Source organism: Amycolatopsis heterodermiae, from assembly GCF_034929455.1.
Taxonomy (GTDB): Bacteria; Actinomycetota; Actinomycetes; order Mycobacteriales; family Pseudonocardiaceae; genus Amycolatopsis; species Amycolatopsis heterodermiae.
Window position 1 is genome coordinate 102,465 of sequence record NZ_JAYFSI010000003.1, and the last position, 17,210, is coordinate 119,674.

Below are 17,210 nucleotides of genomic sequence, written 5' to 3' on the forward strand. Positions count from 1 at the left end.
GGAGTAATACGTATTAGTACGGTCGGGACAGAATGCCTGGAGTTTCGGGCAAAACGGTTGACGGGTCCTGGGGCGGGCTTCACGCTGGCGACTGAACCGAGTCAGATGACCAAAGGTGGGCGACCCGAGCGAGGTACCCGATGAGCAGGGCGCGGCGGACGCCGAGGCAGGCCGACATCGCGCGCGTCGCCGGGGTTTCGCAGGCGACGGTCTCGGTGGTGCTGGGCGGGAACCGCACCGGCGTCCGGCTCTCGGAGCGCACGCGCCTGCGGGTGCTGGAGGCCGCCGAACGGCTCGGGTACGTGCCGGACCCGGTGGCGACACGGCTGGCCTCGGCCCGCAACAACCTGCTCGGCGTCTACACGTTCACCCCGGCGTTCCCCATCGACGTCGCCGACTCCTACTACCCGATCCTGGCCGGGATCGAGGCGGAGGCGGCCGCGCTCGGCCAGGACCTGATCATGTTCACCGGGTCCAGCGCCGCCGGGGACCACACGCGCATCCGCCGCACGCGCCTCGCCGACGGCTGCCTGTTCCTCGGCCGGCACGTCCCGGTGGACGCGGTCGGCGAGCTGCTCGCGAGCGGCTTCCCGATCGTCTACATCGGACGCCGCACCGAGCTCGACGGCACGATCCCCTACGTGGGCGGGGATTACGTGTCGGCCTCGGCCGAGGTGGTGGCCCGGCTGGTCGGCGCGGGCCACCGGCACCTGCGTTACCTGCGCGAGCCGGACGAGGCCCCGTCGTCGGACGACCGCGAGCGCGGTGTCCGCACCGCGGCGGCCGACGCGGGCCTGCCGGTGGACGGCCTCGTGGTGCGCACGGACGGCTCTGACCTCACCGCCGCCACGCTGGCGGCCTGGCGCGCGGACGGCGTGACGGCGCTGGTGGTCGAGGAGACGGACACGGGCGCGGTGTTCCACGCGACGCAGCGGGCGTTGCGTGCGGCGGGCATCTCGGTCCCGGACGACGTCTCCCTGGCGGTCCTCGGCCGACCGCCCGGCGACCCGCCGGGCCCCGAGATCAGTGGCTTCGAGGTGCCCCGCCGCGAGATGGGCCGGGCGGCCGTCCGGCTGCTCGCGTCCCTGCTCGACCCGGGCCTGGGCGACCCCGCGGCGCACCGGCTGCTGACGTGCCCGCCGGTGGCCGGCGAGACGATCAGCGCGGTACGACCGTGAACCGCCGCAGCGCCAAGGCCGGGTTCTTCGCCCGCACCTCAGTGATCCGCTCCGGCGACACCTCGCCGACGGCCACGCCCGTCTGCTCCCCGAGCGACGTCACCACCACGCCCATCGGGTCGACTAGCAGGCTCGTCCCGGACCCGGTCGGCGCGGCCTGGCCGGCCGCCGCGACGTAGAGCGTGTTCTCGATCGCGCGGGCCCGCACCAGCGTGCTCCAGTGGTACTCCTTCAACGGCCCCGGCACCCACTCGGCGGGCAGCAGCACGGCGTGGGCGCCCGCGTCGGCGAGCCGCCGTGTCACCTCGGGGAACCGCAGGTCGTAGCAGGTCTGGAGGCCGAACCGGACGCCGTCGACCTCGAACGTCTCCGGTTCGGTGATCGCACCGGCCTGGACGACGTCGGATTCGCGGAAGCCGAACGCGTCGTAGAGGTGGATCTTGCGGTAGAGCGCCGCCACCGAGCCGTCGGGGCCGGCCGCGACGAGTGTGTTGGAGATCCGCGCGCCGTCCAGGCGTTCGTTCATCCCGGCCACCACCGCGACGTCACGGTCCTTCGCCAGGGCGCGCAGGCCCGTGACGAACTCGCCGTCGAGGTCCTCGGCGGACTCGACGAACCGGCGGTCCATCGCCGGGACCGTGAACATCGTGTACTCGGGCAGCACGACCAGCCGGGCACCGCGGGCGACCGCGTCCTCGACGAGGCCGGTCACGACCGCGAGGTTGGCGGTCTTGTCGTCGCCGGGCGCGAACTGCGCCAGGGCCACCTGCGTCATGGGAGTTCCTTCCGGGGGACGGCGGGCATACGGTCGAGTTTGCCGAGGACGGCGGTGTAGCAGAAGATCCCGGCGAGCAGCACGACGCCGGTGACGAGGAACGCGCCGGCGAACGAGCCGGTGAGGTCGACGACGGCGCCGGTCACGATCGGCGCCGCGATGCCGATCATGTTGGCGACGAAGTTCACCAGCCCGCCCAGGGTGCCGGAGCAGCCTTCGGGTGCGATGACGGCGACGATGCTGGAGCCGGCCGGCACCGACACGGCCAGCCCGGCGGCCCCGACGGACAGGAACACCAGCGCCACCGCGACGGACCCGGCGTAGGCGGCACCGGCGACCGAAAGCGAAACCAGCATGCTCGTGACGAGCACGATCCGCCGCGCCTTGGTTTCGTTGCCGGTACGGGCGATCAGCCGGTCCAGCACGATCCCGCCGACCAGGAACTGCGCGAGCACCGCGACCAGCCACGGGATCATCGTGTAGAGCCCCCCGGCCAGCAACTTCACGCCGAACTGCTTCTCGAGGTAGCCGGGCAGCCAGGTGAGCAGCACGTAGTAGGCGTAGGTGTAGGACGCATACCCGAGCGCGAGGCCCCACGTCTTGCGGCGGCGCAGCAGGTGTCCCAGCCCGGTCAGCGAACTCGGGGTGGGCGCGTCTTCGTCGTCCGCGCCGCCGTCCCGCAGGTAGGCGAACTCTTCGGGGGAGAGGCGGCCGCGAGCCAGGGCCTGCTTCGGTGTCAGGTACAGCAGCCACCAGACGAGCAGGTAGCCGAGGCTGAGGATCCCGGTGAAGACGAACGCCGCGTGCCAGCTGAAGGCCGTCACCAGGAAGGCCATCACCGGGATGCCGAGGACGTTCGAGATCTTGGCGCAGCCGTCGAAGACCGCGGTCGCGCGGCCGCGTTCGGACCGCGGGAACCACTGCCCGATCGCCTTCCAGCCCGCCGGGATCGTCGGCGCCTCGCCGAACCCGAGGATCAGCCGCGACGCCATCAGCAGGCCGAGCCCGCCCGACGCGGCGGTCAGGAACGACGCGATCGCCCACAGCAGTGCGGCCGCGCGGTTGACCCAGCGGACGCCGATCCGGTCGATGATCGCGCCGATCGGCAGCTGCAGCACGGCGTAGGTCCAGAGGAACGCCGACGCGACGACGCCGAGCTGCGCGGCGCTGAGGTGGAACTCGCGCATCATCTCCGGCCCGGCGATGGACAGGTTGACGCGGTCGACGTAGTTGACGAACGACCCGACGCCGAGCACCCCGGCGATCGTCCAGCGGGCGCGTCCGACCGTGCGCGTCCTGGTGCGCTCCGCCGTCGTCATTGCGCCTGCCTCGCGAGGGTGGCGGTCTCTTCGAACGCCGCCGTGAGCCCGGCGGCGAGCGCGCCGTGCTGCATGGTCAGCGCGAGCTGCCCGGCGCCGTGGGCCAGGGCGAACTCCTTCTCCGCACGGCTCCACGCGGGCAGCACCCACGGCTTCCCGGCCGCGCGGGCGGCGTCGGCGACCCGCTTCAGGTCGGCGAAGTCGCCCGGCTCACGGGTGTAGGCGCCCCGCTCGCGGCGCAGCGAGAGGTCGGACGGCCCGACGAACACACCGTCCACTGTGTCCAGTGCGAGGATCTCGGCGACGTCCTCGAGCGCACCCGCGTCCTCGATCATCGGCAGGCACCGGGTGTCGCGGTCCTGCTGCGCCACCCACTCGTCGGTGAAGCCGCCGTAGCCGGTGGTGCGCCCGCCGGCGAAGCTGCGGTCGCCCAGCGGCGGGAACTTCGCGAACGCCGTGACGGCCTTGGCGTGCGCCGCGTTCTCGACGTGCGGGATCACGACGGCGTCGGCGCCGAAGTCGAGGGCCTGCTGGATCGGGCCGCGCTCCGGGCCGAGGACCTTGGCGAGCACCTCCAGGCCCAGCGCCCGCAGGAACGGGACGAACCGCTCGAGGTCGGCCAGGTCGAAGGCACCGTGCTCGATGTCGAGCACCGCGGCGCCGTAACCGATCCCGCGGGCGATCTCGGCCGCCGCGAAGGACGGGTCGGAGAGCCAGACGGCGTAACGCCGGTCGGCGGGGACTGGGGACTGTACTGAAGCCAACGGTGACCTCCTCGGCACGGTCGACGGTAGCTCCCGTCGTTGTGTGCACCGTGTATACACGATGGATATCGCCGGGTCCAGACGCTAAGGTGGCCGGTACGGACGAGGGGAGTGGCATGACCATCAGCGTGGACGGCCCGCCGGGCCCGGCCCGGGACCGCGTGTACGCCTGGCTGCGCGACGGCATCATCGCCGGGACGCTCGAAGGCGGCCGGTTCCTGGACGAGCACTGGGTCTCCGGCGAAACCGGGGTCTCCCGGACGCCGGTCCGCGAGGCGTTCCACCGCCTGGAGGCCGAGCGCTTCATCAGCCTGCTGCCGCGCAAGGGCGCGCAGGTCCGCACGGTGACCGCCCGCGAGCTGGAGGAGGTCTACCAGAGCCGCCGCCTGATCGAGGGGCACGCGATCACCGAGGTCTGCGCCGCCCGCGCCGGGGCGCCGGGGGAGATGACCGGCCTGATCGAGGACATGGACCGGGCCGGGAAGGCCCGGGACTGGTTCGCCGTGTCGGGTCTCGACCGCGCCTTCCACCGCGCGATCGTCAACGCGGCGGGCAACTCGGTGCTGACGGAGTTGTACGACACACTCCGGTCGCGCCAGCAGCGCGTCGCCGTGCGGGCGCTGGAGGCCCGGCCGGAGCGGCTGCCGGTGATCGACGCCGAGCACCGCGCCCTGGTCGCGGCGATCGACCGCCACGACGCCGAGGAGGCACTGGGCATCCTGAACCAGCACCTGCGCCCGGTGTCCGAAGTGGTCTCCGCGCTGGACCGCGGCTGATCCCGGCCGTCCCACGTGCGGCGTGCCCGGCCGGGTGAGTGATAGGAATGGCCGGTGACCGAACCGAACCTGATCGAAGCCGCCGCGGCCGAGGCCGTCACGCTGACCAGCGAGCTCCTCCGCATCGACACGACCAACACCGGCGACCCCGACACGCTGGTCGGCGAGCGGGTGGCGGCCGAGTACGTCGCGGAGAAGCTGACCGACGCCGGCTACGAGATCACCTACGTCGAGTCGGGCGGCAAGAACCGGCACAACGTGATCGTGCGGCTGCCCGGGGCGGACCCGAGCAGGGGCGGGCTGCTGATCCACGGCCACCTGGACGTCGTGCCGGCCGACCCGTCCGAGTGGTCGGTCCACCCGTTCTCCGGCGCGGTGCAGGACGACTACGTCTGGGGCCGCGGCGCGGTCGACATGAAGGACATGTGCGGGATGGCGCTCGCGCTGGCCCGCCACTACAAGATGAACAACGTCGTCCCGCCGCGCGACCTGGTGTTCGCCTTCCTGGCCGACGAGGAGGCGGGCGGCAAGTACGGCGCCCAGTGGCTGGTGGAGAACCGGCCGGAGCTGTTCGAGGGCGTCACCGAGGCGATCAGCGAGGTCGGCGGGTTCTCGATCACGCTGAAGGACGACGTCCGGGCGTACCTGATCGAGACGGCGGAGAAGGGCATCCGCTGGATGAAGCTGCGCGTGCGCGGCACCGCCGGGCACGGCTCGATGATCCACCGCGACAACGCCGTGACGAAGCTGGCCGAAGCCGTCGCGAAGCTCGGCAACCACCGCTTCCCGCTGGTGCTCACCGACTCCGTCAAGGAGTTCCTCGCCGGGGTCACCGAGATCACCGGCTGGGACTTCCCGGAGGACGACATCGAGGGCTCGGTCGCCAAGCTGGGCAACATCTCCCGGATGATCGGCGCGACCCTGCGCGACACCGCGAACCCGACGATGCTCACCGCCGGCTACAAGTCGAACGTCATCCCGTCGGTCGCCGAGGCGTCGGTGGACTGCCGGATCCTGCCGGGCCGGCTGGAGGCGTTCGACCGCGAGCTCGACGAGCTGCTCGGCCCGGACATCGAGAAGGAGTGGATGGAGCTCCCGCCGGTCGAGACGACCTTCGACGGCGCGCTCGTCGACGCGATGACCGCGGCGGTGCTGGCCGAGGACCCGGGCGCGAAGACGTTGCCGTACATGCTTTCCGGCGGCACCGACGCGAAGTCCTTCCAGGACCTCGGCATCCGCAACTTCGGCTTCGCGCCGCTCAAGCTGCCCGCGGACCTCGACTTCTCGGCGCTGTTCCACGGCGTCGACGAGCGCGTCCCGGTCGAGGCGCTCAAGTTCGGCACCCGCGTGCTGGACCGGTTCCTGCGCACGTCCTGATGCCCGAGTTCGCGCTCGCCGACGGCACGCCCCTGCAGGTGGTCCGCAGGGGCGACCCGGCCGCGCCGGTGACGGTGGTGTTCGTCCACGGTTACGCGCTCGACCAGCGCAGCTGGGGCCGGATCGCGCCGCTGGTCCCGGACGCGGCCGAGGGCCCGGTGGCCGTGCTGACCTACGACCAGCGCGGCCACGGCGGCTCCGGGCGGGCGCGGCGCGGGACGGCGACCATGGCCCAGCTCGGCGACGACCTCGCCGAGCTGCTGGAGCGCGAGGTCCCGGACGGCCGGGTGGTGCTGGCCGGGCACGACATGGGCGGGCTGGCGATCATGTCCCTGTCCCAGCGGCACCCGGAGCTCTTCCGCGCCCGCGTGTCCGGGCTGGCGCTGCTGGCGACGTCGTCGGGCACGCTGGCGACGGAGGTCTCGGCGACCTGGCCGAACGCGCTGGGCCGGCTCGCGCGCGACCTCGAGGCGGTGCTGGGCTCGAAGCTGTTCGGCGTGGTCCGCGAGCGCACGAGCCGCGCGGTGAGCGCGGGCCTGCGATGGTGGCTCTTCGGCGACGACCCCGAGCCGGACCTGGTCGAGCTGACGGTCAAGATGATCCGCGGCAACTGGCCGCACGCGGTCGCGCTGTTCCGCCCGGCGCTCGACGCCTACGCCCGCGAGGCGGCGTTGACCCAGGTCGGCGGCCTGCCGGTGACGGCGATCGTGGGGGAGCGGGACCGGATCGTCCGGGCCGGCGACGTCGAGCAGTGGGTCGGCGGGCTGGAGGAGGGGACGGCCGTGGTGCTGCCCGGCGTCGGGCACGTCGTGCCGCTGGAGGCCGCGGCGCAGGTGCTGCCGCGGGTGGTCGCGCTGGTGAACCGCAGCTTCCGACAAGACGAGAGTTCTTGACAACTTCTCTGTTCGGAAGCATTCTGGGCGCATGTTCTCCGTGGCTGTGATCGAAGACCCGGCGGCGGCCGAGGTGTCGCTGGACCCCATCCGGGCCCGGCTGCTGGCCGAGCTGGCCGAACCCGCGTCCGCGACCATGCTGGCCGGGCGGGTCGACCTGCCGCGCCAGAAGGTCAACTACCACCTGCGGGCGCTGGAGGCGCACGGCCTGGTGGAGCTGGTCGAGGAGCGGCGCAAGGGCAACGTCACCGAGCGGATGATGCGGGCGACGGCGTCGTCGTACGTCATCTCGCCGACGGCGCTCGCCGCGGTGCAGCCGGACCCGGCGCTGTCGCCCGACCGGCTCTCGGCCCGCTGGCTGCTGGCCGTCGCCGGCCGGCTGGTGCGGGACGTCGGCCTGCTGATCACCGGCGCCGCCAAGGCCAACCAGCGGGTCGCGACCTTCGCGCTCGACGGCGAGGTGCGGTTCGCCTCGCCGGCCGACCGGGCCGCGTTCGCCGAGGAGCTGGCGACGGCCGTCACCACGCTGGTGGGGAAGTACCACGACGAGACGGCCGAGAAGGGCCGCAAGCACCGGGTGGTCGTCGCCGTGCACCCGAGCGTTCCGGAGGGATCCTGACATGGGGCACGAGTTCGAGCTGACCGACACCGCCGAGGTCGGCGCGACGCCGGAGCAGCTGTGGGAGGCGATCGCCACCGGCCCGGGCATCGACTCGTGGTTCATGGGGCGCAACGAGGTCGAGGGCGGTACCGGCGGCGTGATCCGCGGCGCCTTCGGCGGCTACCGGCCGGAGTTCGGCATCCGCGAGTGGGACCCGCTCGAGCGGCTGGTCTACGGCACCGAACCCGCGCCGGACGGCCGTCGTGTCGGCTACGAGTTCCTCATCGAGGGCCGTGACGGCGGCAGCTCGGTGATCCGGTGCGTCACGAGCGGCTTCCTGCCCGGCGACGACTGGGAGGACGAGTTCGAGGCGATGACCACCGGCGGTTCGCTGTTCTTCCGCACGCTGGTCGAGTACGTCACGCACTTCGCCGGCCGCGTCGCGGTACCGGTCACGGCTTTCGGCCCGCCGATCCCGGACTGGGACGAGGCCTGGACGAAGCTCGGCGCGGCCCTCGGCCTGCCCGCGCGGCCCGCACTCGGTGATCGGGTACGCCTGGAGCTGGACGGCCGCGCGCCGGTCGAGGGGGTTGTCTACGCGGTGAACGACCAGGCCGTCGGCGTCCGGGCGGCCGACACGATGTTCCGGTTCATCCGGGGCTTCCACGGTCCGATGGTCGCGGCCCACCACGTCTTCACGCCCGGCGCGGACGCCGAAGTCGAAGAAAAGGCCTGGAGCGGCTGGCTGATGCGCGTGTTCGATTGACATTCGAGCGGTAGGCATCGAATATCGATACATGCCTCGCATCCTCGTCGCCGCCCTGCAGGCCATCGTCGCCTGCGCGTTCCTGGTCGGCCTGTACGCCCAGATCGTCGTGATCCCGACGAGTGCGGCCGACCAGGTCGAGCTGTTCCCGCCGCTCGCACCGCACCAGGTGCCCCTCGTGACGGCGGCGATCCTGTTCGTGGTCTGCGGCCAGGTCGCCCTGGTCGGCTTGGGGATGCTGCTGCGCCGGGCGAGCCGGGGCGCGGTCTTCGAGCGCGCGGCCCTGCCGTGGGCGAACGTCGTGGTCGGCGCCGCGGCCGGGGCGACCGTCGTCACCGCCGGGGTCTTCGTCTACGTGACCCTCGCCGACATCCCGTCGCCCACCGACGGCATGGACGTCATCGGCGTCTGGCTGGGCACGGCCGCGGCGGCCGCGGTGGGCACGGCGGCGGTCCTGCTCCTGCTCGCCGGCCGTCACCTGCTGGTCAAGGCGATCGGCCTGCGCACCGAACTGGACGGGGTCGTCTGACGCTCAGGTGGGCAGGCCCGCGGGCAGGGTCTCCGCCGTCTTCTTGCGGCGCAGCCAGACCCTGCGGGTGCCGTCGGCGTAGAGCCGGACGTTCCGCAGTTCCCAGCCCGCGAACTCCGCGTGGATGGAGAGCTGGATCGCCGCCGCACGCCGGGACACGCCCGGGGGAAGGTGCAGACGGCGGTACTCCCAATCCCCTTCGACCACCGCCTCGCTGACCGTCGTCATGGCTGGATCACCTGGGTCCCTTCTCCGGCGGCGGAGCCGACGATCACCCGGCCGCTCTGGTCGTCGACCCCCACCGAGTCCGGCTGGCGGACGGTGGGGAACCGGTACCTCTCCACGGGTTCGCCGCCGCGGACGTCGAACCCGACCACTTCGTTGCGTTCCGTCAGCGTCACCCAGGCGAGGCTCCGCTTCGCGTCGTAGGCGATCCCGTACGCACCACCCGGCACCGGGTACCGCTGCCGCATGATCAGCGGCGACGCCGAGAACGCGATCAGCGCGCCCGCGCGCGCGTCCGTCACCAGGATCCGGCCGTAGGAGTCCGCGACCGCGTTGGCGGCGCCGTCACCCGCCCGCAGGCCCTCGTTGATCTTGCCGCCGGCGACGTCCACGGAGAACACGGCCGTCCGCAGCCGGTCCAGCACCACGACACCGTTCCCGGACGCCAGCACGTCGTCGGCGCTGTAGATCTGCCCGCCGATCGTCCGCGCGGGACCGCTCGCGGGCAGCACCTGGATGTCCTTCGCCGCCCCCATCGCGACCAGCCGATCGGCGCCGTAGGCGATGCTCGACGACGGCTGGCCGCCCGTCTTCGTCTCCGTGAGCTTCCGGTCCGGCAACGTCAGCTGCTGCACGACACCCTGGTCCGGCTCGGCGATCTCCACCCGCCCCGGCGCCCCGGTCAGCCGCGAAGCCTTGCCGTATAACGGCATATTCACCGGCGGGGACGCGAGCGCGTTCAGGTCGTAGAGCTGCAAAGACGGCTGCTGAGCGAGAGCGACGACGAGGGTCGACCCCGAAACGGCCACCGCGGAAACGGCGGTGCCGGGCAGGACCTGGCCGGCGGGCTTCACCGTGACGGCGGGGGAGACGGCGGCCTGCGCGGCCACCGGGTTCGCGACGATCTGCAGGTCGTCGCTGTCCGGCTTGGCCGAGGAGCAGCCCGAGAGCACCAGAACACCGGCGAGCGGGATCGCGATCCGCGACGCGGCGGTGAGCCGACGCACGTTGGGGCCTCCGGTTGTTCCTCGGCGGGCAATCCTCACCAGCATCCTCCACGATCGTTCTGCCGTCACGTGCATGTCACCCAACAGACACCTGCCGTGGTGTCGATCACGGTGCCGGTCATCGGGGCCAGCGTTCCGGATAGCCGACCTCGATCGCGCTGACGTCGTCGAGCGCCGACCGGATGGCGGGCGGCAGGGTGATCTCCTCCGCCGTCAGCGAGCCGGTGAGCTGGCCGGTGTCGCGGGCGCCGACGACCGGGGCGACCACGCCGGGCCGGTCGCGGACCCAGGCCAGCGCGACCGCGAGCGGGGACGTCCCGAGCCCGTCGGCGGCAGTGGCGACCGCCTGCACGATCCGGGCGGCGCGGTCGGTCCGGTGGTGCTCGACGTACCCGGCGAACACGCTGGAGGCGCCGCGGGAGTCGGCCGGCGTGCCGGTGCGGTACTTGCCGGTCAGCACCCCGCGCCCGAGCGGCGCCCAGGGCAGCAGCCCGATGCCGTGGTGCTCGGCGGCGGGCACGACCTCGCGGTCCACCCCGCGTTCCAGCAGCGAGTACTCGGCCTGCACGGACACGAGCGGCGCGACCGCGGCGGCCCCGGCGGCGGCCGTGGCCAGCTGCCAGCCGGAGTAGTTGGAGACGCCGACGTAGCGGGCCTTCCCGCTGTTGACGGCGTACTCGAGCGCGGCGAGGGTCTCGGCGACCGGCACGGTCGAGTCCCACGCGTGCAGCTGCCAGAGGTCGACGTGGTCGGTGCCGAGGCGTTTCAGCGAGCCGTCGAGGGCGGAGAGCAGCGCGCCGCGGGAGGCGCCGCCGCCGAACGGGCCGTCGGTGCGGCGGGCGACGGCCTTCGTCGCGAGGACGACGTCGTCGCGCGGTACGAGATCACCCAGAAGTGAGCCGAGCACCCGTTCGGCCTCACCCTCGCCGTAGATGTCGGCGGTGTCCACCAGGGTGCCGCCGGCGTCGACGAAGGCGACCAGCTGGCTCGCCGCTTCCTCCGCGTCGGTGTCGCCACCCCAGGTCATGGTGCCGAGCGCCATCCGCGAGACCCGCAGTCCCGAGCGGCCCAGCTGTCGCTTTTCCACGACCGCCGAGCCTAGTGGGCCGCCCGGTCCCGACCTGACCAAGGTGAGTCGTGTCGCCCACAAGGGCCCCCGTTAGGGTCTGGCCCCGTGCGACTCGGACTGAATCTCGGCTACTGGGGAGCGGGGAACGACCCCGCGAACCTGGCCCTGGTGAAACAAGCGGAGGACCTGGGTTACGCCGTCGTGTGGGCGGCGGAGGCCTACGGCTCGGACGCGGTGACGGTGCTCTCGTGGATCGCGGCGCAGACGTCGCGGATCGACGTCGGCGCCGCGGTGCTGCAGATCCCGGCCCGGACCCCGGCGATGACGGCGATGACCGCCGCGACCCTCGACACGCTCTCGGGCGGCCGGTTCCGCCTCGGGCTCGGCGTGTCCGGCCCGCAGGTGTCCGAGGGCTGGCACGGCGTGCGGTTCGCCTCGCCGCTGGGCCGCACCCGCGAGTACGTCTCGATCGTGCGCTCGGCGCTGCGCCGGGAACGCGTGCGGTTCGAGGGGGAGCACTTCACGCTCCCGCTGCCGGACGGCCCGGGCAAGGCGCTGCGGCTGACCGTCCGCCCGGCGCGCAAGCACATCCCGCTGTACCTGGCCGCGATCGGGCCGAAGAACCTGGCCCTGACCGGCGAGATCGCCGACGGCTGGCTGCCCGTGTTCTTCTCGCCCGCCCACGCGGGGGAGCAGCTGGCCCAGATCCGGGCGGGTGCCGACGCGGCCGGGCGATCGATGGACGGCTTCGACGTCGTCCCGACCGTGCCCCTGGTCGTCGGCGACGACTGGCGGGCCTGCGCGGACGCCGTCCGCGGGTACGCGGCGCTCTACCTCGGCGGCATGGGCAGCCGGGAGAAGAACTTCTACAACCAGCTGGCTTGCCGGATGGGCTTCGAAGCCGAGGCCGCCGAAGTGCAGGAGAAGTACCTGGCCCGCGACCGGGCGGGGGCGATGGCGGCGGTGCCGCTGGAGTTCCTCGACGCGACGTCGCTGCTGGGTCCCAAGGAACGGATCGCGGAGAAGATGACCCAATTCGCCGAAGCCGGCGTGACGACGCTTTCGGTGTCGCCGTTCAGCCCCGACCCGGCCGCCGCGCTGACCACGGCCGTCGAGGCGCTCGAGCTGGCGGGGGTGGCCTGACGTGGGGTGGTTCGAAGCGCTCGTCCTGGGCCTGGTCCAGGGGCTGACGGAGTTCCTGCCGATCTCCTCCAGCGCGCACCTGCGGATCGTCGCGGCGCTCGTCGGCTGGGACGACCCGGGGGCGGCGTTCACCGCCGTCACCCAGATCGGCACCGAGCTCGCGGTGATCCTCTACTTCGGCAAGAAGATCGGGAAGATCCTGCAGGCCTGGTTCTTCTCGCTGTACAAACCGGACCGGCGCCACGACCCGGACGCCCGGCTGGGCTGGCTGATCATCGTCGGCTCGCTGCCGATCGTGGTGCTCGGCCTGCTGCTGCAGGACGCGATCGACAGCGCGTTCCGCGACCTGCGGATCACCGCGACCGTGCTCATCGTGTTCGGCCTGATCCTGCTGGTCGCCGACCGGATCGGGAAGCAGGACCGCGGCCTGGACGACCTCAACGTGCCGCACGGCCTCGGCTTCGGCTTCGCCCAGGCACTGGCCCTGATCCCCGGCGTCTCGCGTTCGGGCGGCACGACCAGCGCGGGCCTGCTGATGGGCTACACCCGCGCGGACGCGGCGGAGTACTCGTTCCTCCTGGCGCTGCCGGCGGTGTTCGGCTCGGGGGTGTACAAGCTCAAGGACATCGGCTCGGGCGGCGTCCCGGCCCAGTGGGGCCCGACGATCCTGGCGACGCTGGTCGCCTTCGGCGTCGGTTACGTGGTGATCGCCTGGCTGATGGCCTACATCAAGAAGCGCAGCTTCGTGCCCTTCGTGATCTACCGCCTGGTCCTGGGCGTGCTGCTGTTCGTGCTGATCTTCACCGGCGCCTTGGACCCGAACGCGGGCCCGGTCGGCTCCTGATCCCCACCAGATTCCCTACGTTGCCGCCCATCGGGCGGGAGGATGATCGGCGGCAACGTAGGGTGGGGCCTGTGAGTACGGTCATTCTGGTCAGGCACGGCAAGTCGACGGCCAACGGATCCGGCGTCCTGGCCGGACGGTCCCCGAAGGTGAACCTCGACGACACCGGCCGGGCGCAGGCGGAGAAGCTCGTCGAGCGGCTCGACGGCGTTCCGCTGGCCGGCGTGGTCGTCTCGCCGATGTTGCGGTGCAAGCAGACCGTTGCGCCGCTGCTGGCGGCGCGGGGGATCGAGAAGGTGGTCGAGCCCGGACTGTCCGAAGTGGACTACGGCGACTGGACCGGCAAGGAGCTCAAGCACCTCGCCAAGGAACCACTGTGGCGCGTCGTGCAGGCGCACGCGTCCGCCGCGGTGTTCCCCGGCGGCGAGGGGCTCGCCCAGATGCAGGCCCGCTCGGTGGCCGCCGTCCGGGCCCACGACCGCCGGATCGCCGCCGAGCACGGCGACCACGCCGTCTGGCTGCTGTGCAGCCACGGCGATGTGATCAAGTCCATCATCGCCGACGCCCTCGGCCAGCACCTCGACGCCTTTCAGCGGATCGTCGTCGACCCGTCGTCGATCTCGGTCGTGCGGTACACCGAGACCCGCCCGTTCGTCCTGCGGGTCAACGACCACAGCGCCGACCTGAGCGGCGTCGTGCCGCCGGCGCCGAAGCCGTCGAAACGGGGCAAGAAGGGCGCCGCGAGCAGCGACGCGGTGGTCGGCGGTACCACCGGGCGGTGACCTCGGCCACCTACGGAAAGCGCTGACATCGTCACCGGGGGAGCCCGTAGGGTGGGAAGACCGAGTGTTTCCCCGATCAGGAGCCTGCCCCGATGATTTCGCCGGACAATCCGTTCGCCGCACCGAGCGACCTGCCCTACGCCCTGCCGCCCTTCGACCGGATCTCCGACGAGCACTACCGCCCCGCGTTCGAGGCGGGCCTGACCGAGCACGCGGCCGAGATCGAGCAGATCGCGGCGCAGGACGCCGAGCCGACGTTCGAGAACACCGTGGTGGCCCTCGAACGCGCCGGCGAGCTGCTCAGCCGCGTGGCGAGCGTGTTCTACAACCTGGCCGGCTCCAACAGCACCGACGAACTCCAGGCCATCCAGGCGGAGTACGCGCCGAAGCTGGCCGCCCACCACGACGCGATCCACCTCAACCCGCGGCTGTTCGCCCGGATCGACGCGCTCCACGCGCGGCGTGAAGAGCTGGGGCTGGACACGGAGTCGCTGCGGCTGCTCGAACGCCGTCACACCGACTTCAGCCGCGCCGGCGCCGGGCTCGGTGAGGCCGAACAGGCCCGCCTGCGCGAGCTCAACGAGCAGCTCTCGACGCTGCAGACCCGGTTCCAGCGCAACCTGCTGAAGGACACCAACGAGCTGGCCGTCGTCATCGACGACCGCGCCGAGCTGGCCGGGTTCGGCGACGGAGCGATCGCCACCGCCGCCGAGGCGGCGACCGCCCGCGGCGAGGCCGGCAAGTACGTCGTCAACCTCACCCTGCCGACCAGCCAGGCCTCGCCGCTGGAGACCCTGAGCGACCGGGACGTCCGCGAGCGGATCCACACCGCCTCGATGGCTCGGGGCAACCGCGGCAACGACTTCGACAACAACGCCGTCGTCGCCGAGATCGCGCACCTGCGGGCCGAACGCGCCGCGCTGCTGGGCTACCCGGACCACGCCGCGTACATCATCGCGGACGAGACGGCGAAGACCGCCGAAGCCGCCGCCGGCCTCCTCGAGCGCCTGGCGCCCGCGGCCGTCGCGAACGCCCGTACCGAAGCCGCGGAGCTCCAGCAGCTGCTGGAGGCCGACGTCCCGGGCGCGACGCTGCGCCCCTCGGACTGGCCGTACTACGCCGCCCAGGTCCGCCGGGAGCGCTTCGACGTCGACACCGAGGCGCTGCGCCCGTACTTCGAGGCCGACCGCGTCTACCTCGACGGCGTCTTCTACGCCGCGAACAAGCTGTACGGCCTGAGCTTCGCCGAACGGCACGACCTGCCCGTCTACCACCCGGAGGTCCGGACCTTCGAGGTCTTCGACACCGACGGCACCCCGCTGGGCCTGTACCTGCTCGACCTCTACACCCGCGACGCCAAGCGCGGCGGCGCCTGGATGAACACCTTCGTCGACCAGTCCGACCTGCTCGGCGACCGCACGGTCGTGGTGAACGTCCTCAACGTCGGCAAGCCGCCGGCGGGGGAGCCCACCCTGCTGACCTTCGACGAGGTCGTCACCGCGTTCCACGAGTTCGGGCACGCGCTGCACGCCCTGCTGTCGGCGGTGCGCTACCCGACGTTCTCCGGCACCAACGTGCCCCGTGACTTCGTCGAATACCCGTCCCAGGTCAACGAGATGTGGATGCTGTGGCCGGAGGTCCTGGCCCACTACGCCAAGCACCACGTCACCGGTGAGCCCCTGCCCGCCGAGCAGGTCGAGAAGCTCCTCGCCGCCCAGCAGTACGGAGAAGGCTTCTCCACCACCGAATATCTCGCGGCGTCGCTGCTCGACCAGGCCTGGCACGGCCTCGGCGTCGACGACCACGTGGGGGAGGTGCAGCGCTTCGAGGTCGACGCCCTCGTGAAGGCCGGCGTCGCGCTCGACAGCGTCCCGCCGCGCTACCGCACCACGTACTTCGCCCACATCTTCAGCGGTGGCTACAGCGCCGGGTACTACTCCTACATCTGGAGCGAGGTCCTCGACGCCGACACCGTCCAGTGGTTCCGGGAGAGCGGTGGCCTGACCCGGGAGAACGGCGACCACTTCCGCCGCACCCTGCTGGGGAAGGGCGGCAGCGTCGACCCGATGGACGCCTTCCGCGCGTTCCGCGGCCGCGACCCCGAGATCGAGCCCCTGCTGACCCGCCGGGGCATCAACGGAGTCTGATCTTCACCTGTATAACGGCCTATACTGCCGGGCGACCTCCTGGAGGTCGCCCGGCGGTACTGCTTCAAGACCGGCAGGGGAGAGGTGCGACGAGATCGCCCGATCCGGTGAGCGTGTCGTCGCGGACGCCGTTGGGGGAGCAGGTCGGCGCCGACCGCGGCGAGAAAGGGTGCAGCCCGCCGCGCATCGTCCCGCCGGGACATCGCCGGCATCCGATCTTTAAGTGTATAACGCCCTATACTGTGGCCCGAGTCTGGAAAAAATCGAGTCGCAGCAATGAACACAGCAGAGAGCAGGGAGTCAGTCCACCAAGCGGAGCCAGGCTTCCGCGAGTGCGGCGTGACCCGCCGGTGTCGGGTGCACGCCGTCCTCGGACCAGCGTTCCGGTTCGGTCGTGCGGGCGAGGGTGGTGAACATGCGGTCGGCGTCGAGCAGGTGGGCGTCGTAGCGGGCGGCGAGGTCCCGCACGGCCTGGATCTTCGGGCCGAGGGTCGCGCGCCAGTCCGCTCGCTGGTCCGGGCCGATGCGTACGCCGCGGGTTTCGTCGTCGTGGTGGATTCCGGCCTCGATGACGCCGTGGACCGGCAGGAGGAACGGCTCGATGAGGACGAGCTGCGTACCCGTCGCGGCGAGGGGTGCGAGGAGGCGGTCGTAGCCCGCGGCGAACTCGTCGGCGGAGATGACGCGGCCCCGGGGGTCGAGGGTGTGCCAGGCATTGTCGTTGGTGCCGACGAGGATCGAGACGACGTCGGGGCGGGCGTCGAGGACGTCGGCCTGCCAGCGGGCGTGGAGGTCCTGCACCTTGTCGCCGGCGTGCCCGGTGTTGAGCCAGGTGACGGGCCGGCCGGGGTGGCGGAAGCACCATTCGCCGGCGACGAGGACGGGGTAGCCGCAGCGGTCGGCGCCTTCGGGTCGCCAGAGGTCGGTGATGGAGTCGCCGGTGAACATCACGGTGCTGTCCGGCTTCAGGGTGATCGTCATGTGGTCGAGCCTGGTGGGGGACGCTGGCGGGGGA

At 72.0% G+C, this 17,210-nt stretch carries 18 protein-coding genes; 11 read left to right on the forward strand and 7 right to left on the reverse strand.

What is annotated here, in order from left to right; all coding sequences use genetic code 11:
• Positions 1-140 precede the first annotated feature (140 nt).
• Positions 141-1,178: a LacI family DNA-binding transcriptional regulator gene (locus VA596_RS16360; protein ID WP_323327936.1), complete on the forward strand. Its 1,038-nt coding sequence runs from the start codon at positions 141-143 to the stop codon at positions 1,176-1,178.
• Here VA596_RS16360 and VA596_RS16365 read toward each other — a convergent pair.
• Genes VA596_RS16365 through VA596_RS16375 form a run of 3 tightly spaced genes read right to left on the reverse strand, consistent with a single transcriptional unit; the run spans position 1,159 to position 4,036 of the window.
• The gene (locus VA596_RS16365) at positions 1,159-1,953 is read right to left on the reverse strand and encodes a carbon-nitrogen hydrolase family protein (RefSeq protein WP_323327938.1); all 795 of its coding nucleotides are present in this window, start codon (positions 1,951-1,953) and stop codon (positions 1,159-1,161) included. The genes VA596_RS16360 and VA596_RS16365 overlap by 20 nt on opposite strands.
• Positions 1,950-3,272: an MFS transporter gene (locus tag VA596_RS16370; RefSeq protein WP_323327940.1), complete on the reverse strand. Its 1,323-nt coding sequence runs from the start codon at positions 3,270-3,272 to the stop codon at positions 1,950-1,952. The genes VA596_RS16365 and VA596_RS16370 overlap by 4 nt, the downstream gene beginning before the upstream one ends.
• The gene (locus tag VA596_RS16375; RefSeq protein WP_323327942.1) at positions 3,269-4,036 is read right to left on the reverse strand and encodes an HpcH/HpaI aldolase family protein; all 768 of its coding nucleotides are present in this window, start codon (positions 4,034-4,036) and stop codon (positions 3,269-3,271) included. Before VA596_RS16375 ends, VA596_RS16370 begins: the two co-directional genes overlap by 4 nt.
• A 116-nt stretch (positions 4,037-4,152) precedes the next feature.
• Between VA596_RS16375 and VA596_RS16380 the strand changes: the two genes are divergently transcribed.
• The 6 genes from VA596_RS16380 to VA596_RS16405 are packed head-to-tail and all read left to right on the forward strand — an operon-like array spanning position 4,153 to position 8,978.
• Positions 4,153-4,812 carry a GntR family transcriptional regulator gene (locus VA596_RS16380; RefSeq protein WP_323327944.1) on the forward strand — a complete coding sequence of 220 codons (660 nt, stop codon included), beginning with the start codon at positions 4,153-4,155 and terminating at the stop codon, positions 4,810-4,812.
• A 54-nt stretch (positions 4,813-4,866) separates the two neighbouring features.
• Positions 4,867-6,189: a M20/M25/M40 family metallo-hydrolase gene (locus VA596_RS16385; RefSeq protein ID WP_323327946.1), complete on the forward strand. Its 1,323-nt coding sequence runs from the start codon at positions 4,867-4,869 to the stop codon at positions 6,187-6,189.
• On the forward strand, positions 6,189-7,082 hold the full coding sequence (locus tag VA596_RS16390; RefSeq protein ID WP_323327948.1) for an alpha/beta fold hydrolase: 894 nt from the start codon (positions 6,189-6,191) through the stop codon (positions 7,080-7,082). Before VA596_RS16385 ends, VA596_RS16390 begins: the two co-directional genes overlap by 1 nt.
• Before the next feature lie 31 nt (positions 7,083-7,113).
• Complete coding sequence (locus VA596_RS16395; RefSeq protein WP_323327950.1) at positions 7,114-7,701, forward strand: ArsR/SmtB family transcription factor; 588 nt, start codon at positions 7,114-7,116, stop codon at positions 7,699-7,701.
• A gap of 1 nt (position 7,702) precedes the next feature.
• Positions 7,703-8,449 carry an SRPBCC family protein gene (locus tag VA596_RS16400; RefSeq protein ID WP_323327953.1) on the forward strand — a complete coding sequence of 249 codons (747 nt, stop codon included), beginning with the start codon at positions 7,703-7,705 and terminating at the stop codon, positions 8,447-8,449.
• Between the two features lie 31 nt (positions 8,450-8,480).
• Entirely contained in the window at positions 8,481-8,978 is a 498-nt protein-coding gene (locus VA596_RS16405; RefSeq protein WP_323327955.1) for a DUF2975 domain-containing protein, read from the forward strand.
• A gap of 3 nt (positions 8,979-8,981) precedes the next feature.
• Here VA596_RS16405 and VA596_RS16410 read toward each other — a convergent pair whose 3' ends face one another.
• The 3 genes from VA596_RS16410 to VA596_RS16420 form a co-directional block, all read right to left on the reverse strand.
• Positions 8,982-9,206, reverse strand: a complete 225-nt coding sequence (locus VA596_RS16410; RefSeq protein WP_323327957.1) for a DUF5703 family protein — start codon at positions 9,204-9,206, stop codon at positions 8,982-8,984.
• Entirely contained in the window at positions 9,203-10,210 is a 1,008-nt protein-coding gene (locus VA596_RS16415; protein ID WP_323327959.1) for a YncE family protein, read from the reverse strand. Before VA596_RS16415 ends, VA596_RS16410 begins: the two co-directional genes overlap by 4 nt.
• Before the next feature lie 118 nt (positions 10,211-10,328).
• Complete coding sequence (locus VA596_RS16420; protein ID WP_323327961.1) at positions 10,329-11,297, reverse strand: aldo/keto reductase; 969 nt, start codon at positions 11,295-11,297, stop codon at positions 10,329-10,331.
• 87 nt (positions 11,298-11,384) lie between these two features.
• Here VA596_RS16420 and VA596_RS16425 point away from each other — a divergent pair, with 87 nt between their 5' ends.
• From VA596_RS16425 to VA596_RS16440, 4 genes are all read left to right on the forward strand, one after another.
• Positions 11,385-12,422: an LLM class F420-dependent oxidoreductase gene (locus VA596_RS16425; protein ID WP_323327963.1), complete on the forward strand. Its 1,038-nt coding sequence runs from the start codon at positions 11,385-11,387 to the stop codon at positions 12,420-12,422.
• Position 12,423: 1 nt separating this feature from the next.
• Positions 12,424-13,266, forward strand: coding sequence for an undecaprenyl-diphosphate phosphatase (locus VA596_RS16430; RefSeq protein WP_323327965.1), 843 nt, complete (start codon positions 12,424-12,426; stop codon positions 13,264-13,266).
• Between the two features lie 71 nt (positions 13,267-13,337).
• The gene (locus VA596_RS16435; protein WP_323327967.1) at positions 13,338-14,048 is read left to right on the forward strand and encodes a histidine phosphatase family protein; all 711 of its coding nucleotides are present in this window, start codon (positions 13,338-13,340) and stop codon (positions 14,046-14,048) included.
• A gap of 92 nt (positions 14,049-14,140) precedes the next feature.
• On the forward strand, positions 14,141-16,195 hold the full coding sequence (locus VA596_RS16440) for a M3 family metallopeptidase (protein ID WP_323327969.1): 2,055 nt from the start codon (positions 14,141-14,143) through the stop codon (positions 16,193-16,195).
• Positions 16,196-16,495: 300 nt separating this feature from the next.
• Here VA596_RS16440 and VA596_RS16445 read toward each other — a convergent pair whose 3' ends face one another.
• Entirely contained in the window at positions 16,496-17,176 is a 681-nt protein-coding gene (locus VA596_RS16445; protein ID WP_323327971.1) for an SGNH/GDSL hydrolase family protein, read from the reverse strand.
• Between the last annotated feature and the right edge of the window lie 34 nt (positions 17,177-17,210).

Excerpts from the sequence above, each read along its gene's own strand:
- VA596_RS16405 (WP_323327955.1), top strand. The coding sequence starts at position 8,481 with ATGCCTCGCATCCTCGTCGCCGCCCTGCAGGCCATCGTCGCCTGCGCG.
- VA596_RS16395 (WP_323327950.1), top strand. The coding sequence starts at position 7,114 with ATGTTCTCCGTGGCTGTGATCGAAGACCCGGCGGCGGCCGAGGTGTCG.
- VA596_RS16360 (WP_323327936.1), top strand. The coding sequence starts at position 141 with ATGAGCAGGGCGCGGCGGACGCCGAGGCAGGCCGACATCGCGCGCGTC.
- VA596_RS16365 (WP_323327938.1), bottom strand. The coding sequence starts at position 1,953 with ATGACGCAGGTGGCCCTGGCGCAGTTCGCGCCCGGCGACGACAAGACC.
- VA596_RS16380 (WP_323327944.1), top strand. The coding sequence starts at position 4,153 with ATGACCATCAGCGTGGACGGCCCGCCGGGCCCGGCCCGGGACCGCGTG.
- VA596_RS16370 (WP_323327940.1), bottom strand. The coding sequence starts at position 3,272 with ATGACGACGGCGGAGCGCACCAGGACGCGCACGGTCGGACGCGCCCGC.
- VA596_RS16400 (WP_323327953.1), top strand. The coding sequence starts at position 7,703 with ATGGGGCACGAGTTCGAGCTGACCGACACCGCCGAGGTCGGCGCGACG.
- VA596_RS16390 (WP_323327948.1), top strand. The coding sequence starts at position 6,189 with ATGCCCGAGTTCGCGCTCGCCGACGGCACGCCCCTGCAGGTGGTCCGC.
- VA596_RS16445 (WP_323327971.1), bottom strand. The coding sequence starts at position 17,176 with ATGACGATCACCCTGAAGCCGGACAGCACCGTGATGTTCACCGGCGAC.
- VA596_RS16440 (WP_323327969.1), top strand. The coding sequence starts at position 14,141 with ATGATTTCGCCGGACAATCCGTTCGCCGCACCGAGCGACCTGCCCTAC.
- VA596_RS16410 (WP_323327957.1), bottom strand. The coding sequence starts at position 9,206 with ATGACGACGGTCAGCGAGGCGGTGGTCGAAGGGGATTGGGAGTACCGC.